This window comes from Pseudomonas sp. LB3P58 (assembly GCF_054897895.1).
This window is the reverse complement of sequence record NZ_JBUBVE010000001.1, coordinates 6,408,160-6,425,353: the sequence shown is the minus strand read 5'-3', so window position 1 is coordinate 6,425,353 and position 17,194 is coordinate 6,408,160. Positions and strand designations below refer to the sequence as shown.

Here is a 17,194-nt window from a genome sequence, read left to right as displayed (position 1 = left end):
AGAGGGGGAAAGGGAGCCGATCGGGGACGTTTCAAAACCTGAGTTCGACTCGATATTTCAGGTCGTTGTAACTCTAAGAACAACTCGGTCAGTCCCCTCTCCCCTCGGGAGAGGGCTAGGGTGAGGGGTGGATCTGAGGGTTGATCCAAATTCATGCCCCACCACAAACAAAAAACCCCGCTAATTTAGCGGGGTTTTTTGTCAGGCCAACTGAGGCTGCACACTCAGCGGCTTGAGCGGCAACAGCGGCGCATGGGGATCGGCTTTCACCGATTTACGCCACGCCTCCAGCCACTCGGGGTGAGCTTCGTTCCAGATCTGCTCATGCAGACGACCCAGTGCTACCGGGTCACTGAGCAGTTGCACGCGCTCATTGTTGTTCAGCCCCTCAGGCCCGGCTTTCAGCGCATGACGCACCCGTTCGACCCGCAGCCACTCAATCGGCTCGGCCTCACGGTGACGGGACGTCGCCAGCGAGCACGCCAAGGCGTTCTGCTGTGGATCGACCACTGCCCGGACGAACCCGTCGTTCAGCGCATGCCAACGGTTTTCGTGGGTGTACTGGTCGGTCGCCAGCAACGCCTGTGGCGGATTGTATTCCTCAGGGATCAGGAACAGGCTTTCGTCACGGGACTTGAGGCCCAGGCCAACTCGACTGGAGATCACCGACACCGGAATCGACAGCATCAACGAACCGACGATCGGCACCAGCCACCAGAGGAAGCTCGGGTTCAGCCAGATCACCAACAGGGCCCAGAAGAAGCCCAGCAAGGTTTGCGGACCGTGGCGCTTGACCGCTTCGCTCCATGGCGTGGAGTCGTCGTCACGTTGCGGCGAGTTCCAGGTCGCGGCCCAGCCGAGGAACGCGGCGAGCACGAAGCGGGTGTGGAAAATCATCCGTACCGGCGCCAGCAGCATGGAGAACAGCATCTCCAGCAGCATCGACAACGTCACCTTGAACTTGCCACCGAACTCTTTCGCGCCCTTGGCCCAGATCAGGATGATGCTCAACAACTTCGGCAGGAACAGCAGCACGACGGTGGTCGAGAACAGCGCGATCGCCTTGTCCGGGTGCCATTGTGGCCACAACGGATACAGCTGACGTGGCTCAAGGAAGTACTGCGGCTCCATCAGCGTGTTGACCGCCAGCAGCGCCGTCGACAGCACGAGGAAGAAGAACCACAACGGCGCCGACAGGTAAGACATCACGCCCGTCAGGAACACCGCACGGTGCACCGGGTGCATGCCTTTAACCAGGAACAACCGGAAGTTCATCAGGTTGCCGTGACACCAGCGACGGTCACGCTTGAGTTCGTCCAGCAGGTTCGGCGGCAATTCTTCGTAGCTGCCCGGCAAGTCGTAGGCAATCCACACGCCCCAGCCGGCACGGCGCATCAGCGCCGCTTCAACGAAGTCGTGGGACAGAATTGCACCGGCGAATGCGCCTTTACCGGGCAACGGCGCCAGGGCGCAGTGCTCGATGAACGGCTTCATGCGGATGATCGCGTTGTGGCCCCAGTAGTGGGATTCGCCCAACTGCCAGAAGTGCAGACCGGCGGTAAACAGTGGACCGTACACGCGGGTGGCGAACTGCTGCATGCGTGCATACAGCGTGTCCATGCCAGACGCGCGCGGCGCGGTCTGGATGATCCCGGCGTCCGGGGTGGCTTCCATCAAGCGCACCAGACTGGTCAGGCAATCGCCGCTCATCACGGAGTCCGCGTCGAGCACGACCATGTACTTGTAATCACCGCCCCAACGACGGCAGAAGTCGTCGAGGTTGCCGCTTTTACGCTTGACGCGACGGCGACGGCGGCGATAGAAGATCTTGCCGAAGCCCTTGGCTTCACGGCAGACGTCCAGCCAGGCCTGTTGCTCGGCGACGCAGATATCGGCGTCGTTACTGTCGCTGAGGACAAAGAAGTCGAAGCGATCCAGGTTGCCCGTGGCCGCAACCGACTCGAAGGTCGCCCGCAAACCGGCAAACACCCGTGGCACGTCTTCGTTGCAGATCGGCATCACCAGTGCGGTGCGCGCGTCCGTAGGAATCGGCTCGTTACCTGCGCTTTTACCGGAAATGCGGTACTTGTCGTGACCGGTGAGCAACTCGAGGAAGCCCATCAACGCGGTCCAGAAACCGGCCGACACCCAGCAGAACAGAATCCCGAACAAGATCAGGATGCTGGTTTGCAGTGCATACGGCAGCACTTGCGTGGCGGTCTGCGACAGCGGTTGATGCAGCACTTCGTTCAAGTCGACGAACGACCAGCCCTGGTACGGCATGATGCCTTTCATGTACCAGCCGGCGACGATGGTCTGGCCGAGCATCAGCACCAGCAGAATGTAGCGGCGGATCGAACCGACGGTGCGCCAGCGAGCAGCCGGCAACACACGCTCATCCTTCGGCGGGGCCGGCGGATTGGTGCGACCGGTCAGACGACGCCAGCCACGCACCAGAATGTTGGTGCGCCACGGCTCCGGCACGACTTTGGTCCGACGAATCGGCGGGGTTGCCCGCAGGCAAACACGGCCGCTGGCGTCGAGCACCAGCATTTCAGCGTCGGCCAATTCTTCGGCGGTGTTCAGCGTCAAACGACGCCCCACCGAAGCTTGAGCAGCCTCGGTCGGCGCGTCGAACGTCGAGGACGAAAGGCGCTCATGCAATTCGCTGAAAGACTGGCAGCCCGCGAGTTCCGCGCGCTGCTCGTCGGTCATCGGCAGATGCGCCAGATACTCGGCAAGAGTCTCTGGCTGTACTTGAGAATTACTCATCGGCAGGCAACTGGTAGCTCCAGGTCTCGGTCAGGACTTCTTCAGTCGGTGCCGATTCCGGTGTGGCTGGGGCCGCTTCGGCAGCGACTGGCTGCTTGGCGTCTTTGTTGTCCTTGTCCTTGGAATCTGCGGCTGGCTTGGCTTCGACCTTCTTGGCTTCAACCTGCTTGGCCTCAGCTTGCTTGGTTTCCTTGGCTTCCTTGGCTTCCTTGTCCAGCTTCTCCTGCTGCCGAGCGGCAATCTTGTCAGCCTTGGCGACGGAAGAATTGGATGCCGGATACGATGTTTTGGCCAGGTCGGCAGTCACGATGTTCTTGACCAGTGCAGCACGCATCTCGGTAGGCTTGCCCGGATCCTTGATTTTCATCCGCAGCGTCAGGCGCCAGCCCTTGGTTTCAGGGTTGTAACGCACGCTGTTCTCGACCAGCTCGGCATTCTCGCCAACGCTGACCTGGCTACGAACGTCCGTATCATCCGGCAATGCCGCAAGGGACGGGCCTTCGAAGTCCACCAGATAAGCAACGCTACCGTCCGGCTGACGGATCAGGTTGGACTGTTTCACGTCACCCGTAGAACGCAGGGTCTGTTGAACCCAGGCGCTGTCCGGTGCGTGAAGCGCGGCTTCGTCGATGGTCCAGTGCATGCGATAAGCGACGTCCAGCGGTTGGCCAGGCTCAGGCAGTTTTTCCGGACTCCAGAACGCAACGATATTGTCGTTGGTTTCGTCGGCAGTCGGAATCTCTACCAGATCGACGGAGCCCTTGCCCCAATCGCCCCTTGGTTCGATCCAGGCACTTGGGCGCTTGTCGTAGCGGTCGTCGAGGTCTTCGTAGTGGCTGAAGTCGCGGCCACGTTGCAGCAGGCCGAAACCGCGCGGGTTCTCGATCGAGAAGTTGCTCACCGCCAGGTGTTTCGGGTTGTTCAGTGGGCGCCAGATCCACTCGCCGTTGCCGGCATGGATCGACAGACCGCTGGAATCGTGCAGTTCGCGACGATAGTTCAGCACTTTCGACGGCTGATTGGCGCCGAACAGGAACATGCTCGTCAGCGGCGCAACGCCAAGCTTGGTGACCTTGTCACGCAGGAACATCTGGGCCTTGACGTCGACAACGGTGTCGCTGCCCGGACGCAGGGTCAGGCGATAGGCACCGGTAGCGCGTGGCGAATCCAGCAGGGCGAAGATCACCAGGTGCTTGTCACCCGGTTTTGGCTGTTGAATCCAGAACTCGGTGAAACGCGGGAATTCTTCGCCGGACGGCAACGCGGTATCGATGGCCATGCCGCGAGCGGACAAGCCATAGGTGTGACCCTTGCCAACAACGCGGAAGTAACTCGCGCCGAGCATGGTCATGATTTCGTCTTGCTTGTCAGCCTTGTTGATCGGGTACAGCACACGGAAACCGGCATAACCCAGTTGTTCGGTGGCTTTCGGATCGAACTTCACGTCGCCGAAATCGAAACGACTTGGGTCGTATTTGATCTCTTCGACGGTGTTAGCTGTGATTTCGTTGATTTTCACCGGCGTATCGAAATGCATACCCTGGTGATAGAACGACAGCTTGAACGGGGTTTTCTGATCGGCCCACTCGGCTTTTTCGGTCAGGAAACGAATTTTTTGATAGTCCGCGAATTTCATCTCGCGGAACTCGTTCGGCAGGTTACTGCGCGGAGCTTCGTATTTCTGCCCGGCCAGCTCTTTTGCCTTGACCGATACATCATCCAGATTGAATGCCCAAAGCTGACCGGCGCTGAGCAGGCAGAGCAGTGCAGAGCCCGCTACCAGAGCGCTTCGTAACCGTTTGGCAGACAATTTTGCATTACAGGGACTAACAATCACGAGCAACCCTCGCCGAAAACAGATCAAAAAACCAACGGCCAGTTAAAGTGCCTGTGGGGTGTTCGGCATGAAAAAACCGACCCTACAGACCACTCTTGCCAAGTTGGCGAGCATTGTTCCGACTCCTATGGGGCTAAATGATTCCCCAAGAGGTCCAGGACAAGTCTCTACCTAAGTCAAAATGGACCAACGAACGCTGATCCCCGTAGCGCGCGATTATCTAGTAGGCCGCGTTACAACGCATCAGGGGCAGCAAAGTATTTATCGCGAAAAACCCCTGTTTTCAGTCGAAAAGCCCTTAAAAACATGTTTCAAGGGCTTTCAGGTCTGTAACAGGAAGGTTACCGGGCCGTCGTTGACCAGGTGCACCTGCATATCCGCGCCGAATCTACCTGATGCCACAGTGCCATGCACCTGTTTCGCTTTGCCTAATAGATAGTCGAAAAGTTCCTCGCCCAGGGCCGGAGGGGCAGCGGTCGAAAAACTCGGGCGCAACCCGCTCTTGGTATCGGCGGCCAGGGTGAACTGTGAGACCAGCAGCAACCCACCGCCTACATCCGCCAGGGACAGATTCATCTTGCCCTCAGCGTCACTGAACACACGATAGTTAAGCAGTTTCTGCAGAAGTTTGTCGGCGCTGGCCCGAGTATCCTCGGGCTCGACCGCCACCAGCACCAGCAATCCCTGATCGACGGCGCCAACCACCTCCCCCGCTACCTCGACTCGCGCGCCACGCACGCGTTGCAGCAGGCCCTTCATGCTTCTTCAGGGGCCAGGTCGAGCAGACGATGGGCCATCTGATCGGCGGCGCGAACCAGTGCGTCAGTAATGCCAGGTTCGGAGGCGGCGTGGCCGGCGTCACGGATCACCTGCAATTCACTGTTCGGCCAGTTCTGATGAAGTTCCCAGGCGTTATCCAGCGGGCAGATCACGTCGTAGCGGCCATGGACGATCACGCCAGGCAAATGGGCGATCTTGCCCATGTCGCGGATCAGCTGGTTGGGCTCAAGGAACGCATTGTTGGTGAAGTAGTGACATTCGATGCGGGCGATGGACAACGCGCGCTGTGGCTCGGAGAAACGATCGACCACCATCGGGTTCGGGCGCAGGGTGGCAGTCCGGCCTTCCCAGGTGGACCAGGCCTTGGCCGCGTGCATCTGGGCAATCTGATCGTTGCCGATCAGGCGCTTGTGGAAAGCCGAGAGCAAGTCTTCGCGCTCGTCCAGCGGGATTGGCGCGATGTAGTCCTGCCAGTAATCGGGGAACAGACGACTGGCGCCACACTGGTAGAACCACTCGATTTCCTGCGGACGGCAAAGAAAAATCCCGCGCAGAATCAGACCGTGTACACGCTCCGGGTGGGTTTGCGCGTAGGCCAATGCCAGGGTCGAACCCCACGAACCGCCGAACAACACCCACTTATCGATGCCAAGGTGCTGGCGAATCCGCTCAAGGTCGGCGACCAGATCCCAGGTGGTGTTGTTTTCCAGGCTGGCGTGGGGCGTGGAACGACCACAACCGCGCTGGTCGAAGGTCACAATGCGATACAGGTTTGGATCGAAAAACCGACGGCTCTGGGCATCACACCCGGCGCCGGGGCCGCCGTGGATGAATACAACCGGCAAACCTTCCGGCGAACCGCTTTCGTCGACATACAGCGTGTGGGTTTCATCGACGGCCAGATCGTGCCGGGCGTGGGGTTTGATCTGCGGGTACAAAGTCTGCATTGCGCGCTCCGTAAGGGGTCGAGGTCATCCCTGGGGGGACTTCTATTATTCTGCCGTCCGGCATCATAAACCCGAATTACGCCAATGAGCATGCCTTGCAGAGTCAGAGTTTTTCAGCCGGTTTTTTCAGACAAATAGCCGAGCAGCGTTTCATAGAGTGCGTCGACCTCGGCGACCTGCCCCCGAGCCCGCAAACAGCCGTGAACCAACCCCTCCCCGTAATAAAGCGTCGCAGCCACGCCTGCTGCGTTCAATCGCTCGGCGTACAGCACGCCGTCATCGCGCAGCGGGTCGAATTGCGCCACGGCGATCAAGGCCGGCGGCAACCCACTGAAATCCTCGGCGAGCAACGGCATCGCGTAGGCACTTGGCTGTCCAGTGCCGCGCAAGTACAGGGCGTGATAACAGTCCAGATCGCTGCTGCTGAGCAAGGGAGCATCGACGCATTCACTGCGCGACGGCAATCGGTGATCACCGCCCAGCCCCGGATAAATCAGCACCTGAGCCGCCGGCAATGGCTCGCCCGCATCGCGCAAGGCCAGACACAACGCAGCCGCAAGGTTGCCACCGGCGCTGTCCCCGGCCACCAGCGTTCGTTCAGGGTCGAGCCGGAATGGCCCGGTCCGTAGCGCGCGCCAGACACCCAGGCAATCCTCAAACGCCTCCGGAAACGGATATTCCGGCGCCAATCGATAATCGACCGCGATCACCAGCACGCCGAGTGTCGACGCCAGTTCGGCGCAGATGAAGTCGTGGGAGTCCAAGTCCCCCACTACCCACCCGCCGCCGTGCAGATACACGATGCACGGGCAACCGCTGGTCGGCGGCGAAACCGGCGGTTGATAAGACCGCACTGGTACGCCGGCCAATTCAAAGTCGACCACGTAAAGCCCGGCGGGACGCGACGGGGTGAACGCCCGGCACATGTCGCTGTAAGCCTGGCGCAAACCACCGAGGCTGCTGTCGGTGCTGTTGAAGCTGACGGTTTTCTCGACGAAAGCCGTCATTTGCTCGGATAACGGATAGGAACTCATAAAGGCTTCAAACTGGCCTGAACGGTCGCCACGCCATCCTTGCCATCAAAACTGCTGACACCGGCGAGCCAGCGCTGCAGATCCTCGGGATGATCACGCAGCCATTGTTTGGCAACGTCCTGCGGCGTTTTACGCTCCATGATCGGCACCATCAACTGGCTTTCCTGGGCGGCGGTGAAGGTCAGGTTTTCCAGCAGACGGTTTACGTTCGGGCAGCGCTGGGCGTAGTCCGGGGCGGTCACGGTGGAGACTGTGGCGGCGCCCTCGTTCGGGCCGTAAACGTCTTCGCTGCCGGTCAGGTAGGCGATTTTCATGTTGATGTTCATCGGGTGCGGGGTCCAGCCGACGAACACCACGAATTCCTTGCGATTCACCGCCCGCTGAACGGCGGCAAGCATGCCGGCCTCACCCGATTCGATCAGCTTGAAATCCTTCAAGCCAAATTGATTGGTCTCGATCATGGTTTTGATGGTGGTGTTGGCGCCGCTGCCCGGCTCGATGCCGTAGATCTTGCCGCCGAGTTGATCCTTGAATTTGGCGATGTCGGCGAAGGTTTTCAGGCCCGCTTCGGCGACATACTCAGGTACGGCGAGCGTTGCCTGAGCATCGGCCAGGCTCGGTTTTTCCATGACCTTCACCTGATTGGCGGCCACAAATGGCGCGATGTTTTTGTCCATCGCCGGTTTCCAGTAACCAAGGAAGATGTCGAGGCGCTTGTCGCGGATGCCGGCGAAGATGATTTGCTGCACGGCGCTGGTTTGCTTGCTTTCGTAACCGAGGCCGTTGAGCAGTACGTCAGCCATGCCACTGGTGGCGATCACGTCGGTCCAGTTGACCACGCCCATGCGCACGGCCTTGCAGGAAGCGTCGTCACTGGCCAGGACGCTGGTGCTCAGCAGAGCAGTGCCGCAGAGGATTGAGAGACAGCGGGTGAACAGTCTTTTCATCGGGATGATCTCGTGCGGCAGCGGATTATTGTGGGCCCGGTGTCTTCATGCACCGTGCCCAGAACATTACGCAGCCACGCGAGGCCAAAAGCGAACTGTAGCGACCGTGTTTTGCACGGTGGCGACCGTCAGAGATGCTTTACCTGTGGGAGCGAGCTTGCTCGCGATGAGGCCATAACATTCAACATTGATGTTGCATGTCAGTCCGCCATCGCGAGCAAGCTCGCTCCCACAGGGTTATGCGTCAGGCTTTAACGTTTGTAGTTTTTCTCGCCCCAGGTCAGCAGCCCTTGCAGCAATTCCTTGAGCACCACCTGAGTCGGCGCCGCCAGGTCCGGGCGATAACGGAACGGCTCGAACTCTTCCATGTACGTGCACTGGCCCAACTCCAGTTGCACGGCATGGATGTTCTCGGCCGGATTGCCGTAATGCCGGGTGATGTGGCCGCCTTTGAAACGACCGTTCAGCACATGGCTGTAATCGCCGTGGCGCGCGCAGATGGCTTCCAGCTGAGTGGCCAACTGTGGATCGCAACTGGCGCCGTTGAAGGTGCCGAGGTTGAAGTCCGGCAGTTTGCCGTCGAACAGGTGCGGGATGATCGAACGGATCGAGTGCGCATCGAACAGCAATGCGTAGCCAAACTCGGCTTTCAGTCGCGCCAGCTCGTTTTGCAACGTGCTGTGGTACGGCGTCCAGATCTGCTCCAGGTAAGTCGCGCGTTCTGCGGCCGATGGCTCATGCCCTTCGCGGAACAACGGAATGCCGTCGAACAGCGTCGCCGGGTACAGGCCGGTGGTGGCGCCGACATACAAAGGCTTGTCGTCAGACGGTCGATTCAGGTCGATGACAAAACGCGAGTACTCGGCGGCCAAGGTGCTGGCGCCCAGCTCGGCAGCAAATTCGTAAAGCTGCGGAATGTGCCAGTCAGTGTCCGGCAGGCTTTTCGCGTCGGGGATCAACCCGGCTTCGACCGTCGGGGTCAGGCGCAGGCCGGCGTGGGGCATGCTGATCAGCAGCGGTACGCGACCTTGTTTGAAGTTCAGAACCTTATCCACAACTGTTCTCCTAAATGCTCACTTCAACGCCGTGACGCACGACGCGTTTTTCCAGGTCACCGCCCAGCCAGTACGACAGATCAGCCGGACGATCGATTTGCCAGGCGACGAAATCTGCACACTTGCCGACTTCCAGCGAACCGTGGGTTTCAGCCATGCCCAGCGCGGTGGCGGCATGAATCGTTGCACCCGCCAAGGCTTCTTCCGGGGTCATGCGGAAACAGGTGCACGCCATGTTCAGCATCAAACGCAACGACAGCGCCGGTGAGGTGCCTGGGTTGAGGTCGCTGGCGATGGCGATTTTCACGCCGTGCTTTCGCAAAGCCTCCATCGGCGGCAATTGGGTTTCCCGCAGGAAGTAGAAGGCGCCGGGCAGTAACACCGCGACGGTGCCGGACTTGGCCATGGCGATGGCGTCGTCTTCGGTCATGAATTCCAGGTGATCCGCCGACAGTGCGTGGTAACGCGCCGCCAGACTCGAACCATGCAACGACGACAACTGTTCGGCGTGCAGCTTCACCGGCAAGCCGAGTTTCTGCGCGGTGATGAACACCCGCTCGACCTGCGCCGGCGAAAACGCCAGGTATTCGCAGAACGCGTCCACCGCATCCACCAGCCCTTCGGCGGCCAGGGCCGGGAGCATCTCGGCGCAGATGTGATCGATGTAGTCGTCGGCACGGTCCGCGTATTCGGGCGGCAACGCGTGAGCGGCCAGGCAGGTGCTGCGCACGCCGACCGGCAATTCAGCGCCGAGACGGCGGATGACCCGCAGGATCTTGCGTTCGCTGGCCAGGTCCAGGCCGTAGCCGGATTTCATTTCGACCGTGGTCACGCCGTCGCGCATCAGGCTCTTCAGACGCTTGACGGCGCTGGCGAACAGCTCGTCTTCAGTGGCCGCGCGAGTGGCGCGCACGGTGCTGGCGATGCCACCCCCGGCCGCTGCGATTTCTGCATAGCTGACGCCTTGCAGACGCTGTTCGAATTCACCGCTGCGGTTACCGCCGAACACCGTGTGGGTGTGGCAGTCGATCAGGCCCGGCGTCACCCAGGCCCCTTTAAGATCATTGACTGCCGGGTACTCGCCCGACGGCAGTTCAGCGCGTGGGCCGATCCACTCAATGTGCGCTCCTGACGTCACGATGGCCGCATCCTCGATGATCGAGTAGGCGCCTTGCGCCATGGTTGCGACGTGGCAGTGTTGCCAGAGAGTTTTCATCCGTGGCCTCCGTTAGGTTATCGATGAGAAAAAGAGGGTTCCCGCTCCACCGGTACTGCCTTGCCTGCCGCCGGTTTCACCCACGTCAGGTAGGCCAGCACCAGCAATACAATCCACACCACGCCGACGATCAGAGCCGCCTGGGTGTCCGGGAAATAGCCCAGCACGCCAAAGATGAACAGCATGAAGGCAATCGCCGCCATTGGCGCATAGGGCCAGAACGGCACCGGGAATTTCAGTTGGGCGACTTGCTCGGCACTCATGGAGCGACGCATGGCCACTTGGGTGAACAAAATCATCAACCAGACCCATACAGTGGCGAAGGTCGCGATAGAGGCGATCAACAGAAATACGTTTTCCGGAATCAGGTAGTTCAGCAGCACGCCCAGCAGCAGCGCGGCACTCATTACCACCACGGTCATCCATGGCACGCCATTGTGCGACAAGCGGGCGAAGCCCTTGGGCGCATGCCCTTGCTGGGCCAGACCGTACATCATGCGGCCAGCGCCGAAGATGTCACTGTTGATCGCCGACACTGCCGCCGAGATCACCACGATATTGAGAATGGTCGCCGCCGAGCTGATCCCCAGGTTGTCGAAAATCTGCACGAATGGGCTGCCTTGGCTGCCGATCTGCTGCCATGGAAAGATCGACATCAGTACGAACATCGTCAGCACGTAGAACAGCAGGATACGCAACGGTACGGCATTGATCGCCCTGGGCAGTACGCGCTGCGGGTCTTTGGCTTCACCGGCGGTCACGCCGATGATCTCAATGCCGCCAAACGCAAACATCACCACCGCAAACGAAGCGATCAGGCCGCCCACGCCATTGGGCATGAAGCCGCCATGGCTCCAGAGATTGCTGATGTCAGTCGCCTGGGCGCCGGGCGCCGTGCTGATGCCGAACAGCATGATGCCGAAGCCACCGAGGATCATCGCGACGATGGCCGCGACCTTGAGCAGCGACAGCCAGAACTCCATTTCACCGAAGACTTTGACGTTGCACAGGTTCAAGCCGCCGACCACCGAAACGATGCCCAGCACCCAGATCCAGCGGGCGACTTCCGGAAACCAGAAGCCCATGTAAATACCGAACGCGGTGACGTCGGCCATGCCGACGATGACCATTTCAAACGCGTAGGTCCAACCGAGGATGAAGCCCGCCATCGGCCCAAGATAAGTGCTGGCGTAGTGGCCGAAAGAGCCGGCCACCGGGTTGTGCACCGCCATCTCGCCGAGGGCGCGCATGACCATGAACACCGCCGCGCCACCGATCAGGTAAGCGAGCAGGACCGCAGGCCCGGCCATTTGAATGGCCGAGGCAGAACCGTAAAACAGCCCGGTGCCGATTGCCGACCCCAGCGCCATGAAGCGAATATGTCGGGCGGAGAGCCCGCGTTTCAAACCTTTTTCTGACTGCTGCATTGCTCGTCCCTATTATTTTTATTGGCGGAAATGATCGTTCCCACGCAGAGCGTGGGAACGATCAGAATCGAATCGCGAGCAAGTCGAATCGTCGCACCGTCGCTCCCACAGGTTCAGCGCAATCCAATGTGGGAGCGAGCTTGCTCGCGAAGAGGCCATCACAGGCTAGGCAGCAACTTCGCCGGTACCAGCGCGTTCAGGCAACGGGACGCCAACAGCTCGCTTGCCGCGTTGATGTCCGGCGCAAAGAAACGATCCTTCTCGTAGAAAGGCACTTGCGCACGCAGAATCCCGCGAGCCTCTTCCAGCTTCGAAGAAGTCTTCAGACCATCGCGCAGATCCAGACCTTGGACCGCAGCCAACCATTCCACCGCGAGAACGCCGCGCGTGTTTTCGGCCATTTCCCACAGGCGCTTGCCGGCAGCCGGCGCCATGGAGACGTGGTCTTCCTGGTTCGCCGACGTCGGCAGGCTGTCCACCGAGTGCGGATGGGACAGCGCCTTGTTCTCGCTGGCCAATGCCGCAGCAGTCACCTGGGCGATCATGAAGCCGGAGTTCACGCCGCCATTGGCCACCAGGAACGGCGGCAGTTGCGACATGTGCTTGTCCATCATCAGCGAGATACGACGTTCGCTCAGGGAACCGATTTCCGCGATGGCCAGCGCCATGTTGTCGGCAGCCATGGCGACCGGTTCGGCGTGGAAGTTACCGCCGGAGATCACGTCGCCTTCAGCGGCGAATACCAGCGGGTTGTCCGAAACGGCGTTGGCTTCGATGGCGAGCACTTCGGCGGCCTGACGGAACTGGGTCAGGCAGGCGCCCATGACTTGCGGCTGGCAGCGCAGGGAGTACGGGTCCTGGACCTTTTCGCAGTTCTGGTGCGAGTCGGAGACTTCACTGCGCTCGCCCAGCAGATCGCGGTAAGCGGCAGCGGCGTCGATCTGGCCTTTCTGGCCACGAGCGGCGTGAATGCGAGCATCAAACGGCGAGCGTGAGCCCAATACCGCTTCAACGGTCAGTGCGCCCAGCGCCACAGCGCCAGCGAACAGATCCTCACCTTCGAACAGACCACGCAGCGCGTAAGCGGTAGACACCTGAGTACCGTTGAGCAGCGCCAGACCTTCTTTCGCGGCCAGGGTCAATGGAGTCAGACCGGCCACTTTCAGCGCTTCGGTCGCTTCCAGCCATTCGCCTTTGTAGCGAGCCTTGCCTTCGCCCAGCAGCACCAGCGACATGTGGGCCAAAGGCGCCAGGTCGCCGGACGCGCCGACCGAACCTTTCAATGGAATGTGCGGGTAAACCTCGGCATTGATCAGGGCGATCAGCGCGTCGATGACCTTACGACGAATGCCGGAGAAACCACGGCTCAGGCTGTTGACCTTGAGCACCATGACCAAGCGAACCAGCGCGTCGCTGATCGGCTCGCCGACACCGGCGGCGTGGGACAGCACCAGCGAGCGCTGCAGGTTTTCCAGGTCTTCGCTGGCGATACGGGTCGACGCCAGCAGGCCGAAACCGGTGTTGATGCCATATGCGGTGCGGTTCTCGGCGAGGATCTGTTCCACGCAGGCAACGCTGGCTTCAATCTGGGCCGCAGCGCTTTCATCGAGGGTGATTTTGACCGTCTGCTGATAAACATCACGCAGTTGGGCAAGGCTCAGTTGGCCGGGAATCAGGTTTAACGCAGTCATTTCTATGCTCCTTTTGAGAGTTTTATTCTTCATAAATGAAGAGTACTCACCAGACGCTCCGGAGATGTCCGTTGTCCGTCGCGTCTCGCCTTCTGGGGAGCCGCGCCTTGGCACGCTGGTGTGGTGGAAGTCAGTTCAGGTTCGGTAACACTTTGTGCAGCAAAATCGGGTCTTTCAAAACGGCGGCGGCACTGGCGATGTCCGGTGCCAGCCAGCGGTCCTGGTCGTAGGCCGGAACTCGCTCGCGCAGCAGACGCCAGGCGGCATCGGTACCGGCGCCGAAGCGTTGCTCTTTCAAGAATTCAAACGCCTGAGACGCCAGCAGGTACTCGATGGCGAGGATCTGCGTGCAGTTTTCCAGGGCGCGATGCAGCTTCAACGCGGCGTTGGTGCCCAGGCTCAGGTGGTCTTCCTGCAGGCCCGAGGTGACGTAGTTGTCGAGCACCGCCGGTTGCGCCAACTGACGGTTTTCCGCACACAGCGAAGCGGCGACGTACTGGACGATCATCATTCCGGAGTTCACCCCCGGATTGGCCACCAGGAATGCCGGCAGACCACTGACGTGAGGGTTGATCAAGCGGTCGAGGCGACGTTCGGCGATGGAGCCGATTTCCGCCATGGCGATGGCCAGCAAGTCCGCCGCCAAGGCCACGGATTGACCGTGCGGGTTGGCCTGGGACACCACCCGGAAGTCGTCCGGCGTACCCAGCAGCATCGGGTTGTCGGTGACCGAGTTGAGTTCGGTTTCGATCTGCTTTTTCGCGTGCTCAAGCTGATCGCGAGCGGCGCCGTGGACTTGCGGGATCGAGCGAATGCTCAGCGCATCCTGAGTGCGAATGCCTTTGCTGCTGGCAATCACTTCACTGCCATCGAGCAACGCCCGCAGGTTGATGCCGACTTGCTGCATGCCCGGATGCGGTTTGAGCGCGATGATCTCGGCATCGAACGCAGCAATCTGACCGCGCTGGGCTTCGAAGCTCATGGCACCAATCACATCAGCCCATTGCACTAAACGCGTCGCGTCGGCGATTGCCAGGCAGCTGAGGCCGGACATGCACGGCGTGCCGTTGACCAGGCACAGGCCATCTTTGGCGCCCAGCTGAACCGGTTGCAGACCTTCTTCGGCCAAAGCTTGCTGTGCGGAAACGATCTGCCCGCGATAGCTGACATTGCCGACACCCAGCAGTGCAATGCTGATGTGGGCCATGTGGGTCAGGTAACCCACCGAACCCTGGGACGGCACTTGCGGGGTGATGCCGCGATTGAGCAGCGCCAACAGCGCTTCGACCACCCGGCGGTGAATACCGGATTTGCCATGGCTGTAGTTGCGAATAGCGGCGCAGATGATTGCGCGGGTCTGTTCGTCGGCCAATGGTGCGCCGACGCCACAGGCGTGACTGAGCAGAGTGTTGCGCGACAGTTGGCTGAGTTGCTCGTCTTTGAGCGAGACATTGCACAGCGCGCCGAGGCCGGTGTTGACGCCATACGCACGTTCGCCGCTGACGACGATGCGCTGGACGATTGCCTGGGCATTCTCGATCCGCGCCCAGACCTGTGGTGACAGCTCAAGCTGTGCGCCATGACGGGCTACGGCGACCACATCCTGCCAACGCAACGGGGCGTCGGCGATAACGATTTTTTCAGCCTGGGACATCTTCAACCTCGTGCGTACAACTTGAATATTGATGCAGCTTCACCGGCCTCATCGCGAGCAAGCTCGCTCCCACAGTGGATCTCCAGCGTTCACAAAATCCCTGTGGGAGCGAGCTTGCTCGCGATGGGGCCGGCACAAACACCGCAAACCTTTAAACCACCGCAGCCCGACGCTGAACGAACCGGTCGACATACTCATCCGCCGGCGAATGCAGGATCTCCCTCGGCGTACCCACCTGAATCAGGCGGCCATCCTTGAGAATCGCAATGCGGTTGCCGATGCGCACGGCCTCGTCGAGGTCGTGGGTGATGAAGACGATGGTCTTGTGCAGGGTCTTTTGCAGTTCCAGCAGCTGGTCCTGCATCTCGGCACGAATCAACGGGTCGAGGGCGCTGAACGCCTCGTCCATCAGGATGATGTCAGTGTCTGCCGCCAACGCGCGGGCCAGGCCCACACGCTGACGCATGCCGCCCGAGAGCTGATGCGGGTATTTGTTTTCGTAGCCCTTGAGGCCCACGGTGTTGATCCAGTGCAGCGCACGTTCGGAGCACATTTGCTTGGTCTCGCCACGCACTTTCAGGCCGTAGGCGACGTTATCCACCACGGTCTTGTGCGGCAGCAGGCCGAAGCTCTGGAACACCATGCTGATCTTGTGCCGGCGAAATTCGCGCAGGGCTTCCATGTCGTATTGCAGGATGTCCACGCCGTCCACCAGGATCGCGCCGCTGGTCGGGTCGATCAGGCGGTTGAAGTGGCGCACCAGCGTCGACTTGCCGGAACCCGACAGGCCCATGATCACGAAGATCTCACCGGTGCCGATGCTCAGGGACAAATCATTCACGCCGACCACGCAGCCGGTTTCGGCCAGCACCTGATCCTTGGTCTTGCCCTGGCCAATCATGCCCAGCGCTTCCTTGGATCGGTTACCGAAAATCTTGAAGACGTTTTTGACTTCGATTTTGCTCACGGTTGCGTCGTTCATTTGCTCACCTCATGCCGTGGCCGACCGTACGCTTGAGTAATGCGGTCGATAACCACTGCCAGAATCACGATCGCCAGACCGGCTTCAAGGCCACGTCCGACGTTGAGGGTCTGAATCCCCACCAACACGTCTTCACCCAGACCACGGGCACCGATCATCGAGGCAATCACTACCATCGACAGAGCCATCATGGTGGTCTGGTTGATCCCGGCCATGATGCTCGGCAGGGCCAGCGGAAGTTGCACGCCAAACAGTTGCTGCCAACGGTTGGCACCGAAGGCGTTGATCGCTTCCATCACTTCGCCGTCGACCTGGCGAATGCCCAGATCAGTCAGACGGATCAGCGGTGGTGCGGCGTAGATCACAGTGGCGAAAATCGCCGGGACCTTGCCCAGGCCGAACAGCATCAGCACCGGGATCAGGTACACGAAACTCGGCATGGTCTGCATGATGTCCAGCAACGGCATCAAGATCGAACGCAGGCGATTGCTGCGCGCCGAAAGAATGCCCAGTGGAATGCCGATCAGCACCGAAATGATCGTCGCCACCATCATCAGCGCCAGGGTTTGCATCAGCTTGTCCCAGAGGCCGACCGCACCCACCAGGAACAACAAACCGACAATCACGGCCGTGGTCACGACTTTGCGGGTCGCGTGCCAGGCAACGCCCGCGACGATGGCGAGCATCAACCACCAGGGTGCCGCACGCAGCAGGCCTTCAAGGTTGACGATGGCCCACAGCAGCGTGTCAGAGATCTGCCGGAACACATCGCCGTAGTTGGTGACCAGCGAATCGACCCAACTGTTGACCCAGTCGGCGATGGAAAAGGTAAAGCTTTCGGGAAACATAAGA

At 60.3% G+C, this 17,194-nt stretch carries 13 protein-coding genes; all 13 read right to left on the bottom strand.

Features of this window, described 5'->3' with window-relative positions; genetic code table 11:
- Window positions 1-201: 201 nt before the first annotated feature.
- A complete protein-coding gene (gene mdoH / locus ACYZTZ_RS29920; protein ID WP_462000517.1) occupies window positions 202-2,772 on the bottom strand; it encodes a glucans biosynthesis glucosyltransferase MdoH in 2,571 nt (856 codons plus the stop codon).
- The gene (locus ACYZTZ_RS29915; protein WP_046045593.1) at window positions 2,765-4,609 is read right to left on the bottom strand and encodes a glucan biosynthesis protein G; all 1,845 of its coding nucleotides are present in this window, start codon (window positions 4,607-4,609) and stop codon (window positions 2,765-2,767) included. Before ACYZTZ_RS29915 ends, mdoH begins: the two co-directional genes overlap by 8 nt.
- Before the next feature lie 321 nt (window positions 4,610-4,930).
- A complete protein-coding gene (dtd, locus tag ACYZTZ_RS29910) occupies window positions 4,931-5,368 on the bottom strand; it encodes a D-aminoacyl-tRNA deacylase (protein ID WP_008149496.1) in 438 nt (145 codons plus the stop codon).
- Window positions 5,365-6,336: a prolyl aminopeptidase gene (gene pip, locus ACYZTZ_RS29905; RefSeq protein WP_056741134.1), complete on the bottom strand. Its 972-nt coding sequence runs from the start codon at window positions 6,334-6,336 to the stop codon at window positions 5,365-5,367. The genes dtd and pip overlap by 4 nt, the downstream gene beginning before the upstream one ends.
- Window positions 6,337-6,449: 113 nt before the next feature.
- The gene (locus ACYZTZ_RS29900; RefSeq protein ID WP_462000516.1) at window positions 6,450-7,370 is read right to left on the bottom strand and encodes an alpha/beta hydrolase; all 921 of its coding nucleotides are present in this window, start codon (window positions 7,368-7,370) and stop codon (window positions 6,450-6,452) included.
- Window positions 7,367-8,317, bottom strand: a complete 951-nt coding sequence (locus ACYZTZ_RS29895) for a choline ABC transporter substrate-binding protein (RefSeq protein WP_462000515.1) — start codon at window positions 8,315-8,317, stop codon at window positions 7,367-7,369. Before ACYZTZ_RS29895 ends, ACYZTZ_RS29900 begins: the two co-directional genes overlap by 4 nt.
- Window positions 8,318-8,568: 251 nt before the next feature.
- Complete coding sequence (gene hutG / locus ACYZTZ_RS29890; RefSeq protein WP_462000514.1) at window positions 8,569-9,372, bottom strand: N-formylglutamate deformylase; 804 nt, start codon at window positions 9,370-9,372, stop codon at window positions 8,569-8,571.
- A gap of 10 nt (window positions 9,373-9,382) precedes the next feature.
- Window positions 9,383-10,588, bottom strand: coding sequence for an imidazolonepropionase (gene hutI / locus ACYZTZ_RS29885; protein WP_462000513.1), 1,206 nt, complete (start codon window positions 10,586-10,588; stop codon window positions 9,383-9,385).
- Between the two features lie 17 nt (window positions 10,589-10,605).
- Window positions 10,606-12,015, bottom strand: a complete 1,410-nt coding sequence (locus ACYZTZ_RS29880; protein WP_462000512.1) for an amino acid permease — start codon at window positions 12,013-12,015, stop codon at window positions 10,606-10,608.
- A gap of 158 nt (window positions 12,016-12,173) precedes the next feature.
- A complete protein-coding gene (hutH, locus tag ACYZTZ_RS29875; RefSeq protein WP_462000511.1) occupies window positions 12,174-13,706 on the bottom strand; it encodes a histidine ammonia-lyase in 1,533 nt (510 codons plus the stop codon).
- A gap of 130 nt (window positions 13,707-13,836) precedes the next feature.
- Window positions 13,837-15,360, bottom strand: a complete 1,524-nt coding sequence (hutH, locus tag ACYZTZ_RS29870) for a histidine ammonia-lyase (protein WP_056741119.1) — start codon at window positions 15,358-15,360, stop codon at window positions 13,837-13,839.
- Between the two features lie 151 nt (window positions 15,361-15,511).
- Window positions 15,512-16,342, bottom strand: coding sequence for a quaternary amine ABC transporter ATP-binding protein (locus ACYZTZ_RS29865; protein WP_462000510.1), 831 nt, complete (start codon window positions 16,340-16,342; stop codon window positions 15,512-15,514).
- The gene (locus tag ACYZTZ_RS29860) at window positions 16,339-17,190 is read right to left on the bottom strand and encodes an ABC transporter permease (protein WP_462000509.1); all 852 of its coding nucleotides are present in this window, start codon (window positions 17,188-17,190) and stop codon (window positions 16,339-16,341) included. The genes ACYZTZ_RS29865 and ACYZTZ_RS29860 overlap by 4 nt, the downstream gene beginning before the upstream one ends.
- Window positions 17,191-17,194: the final 4 nt, after the last annotated feature.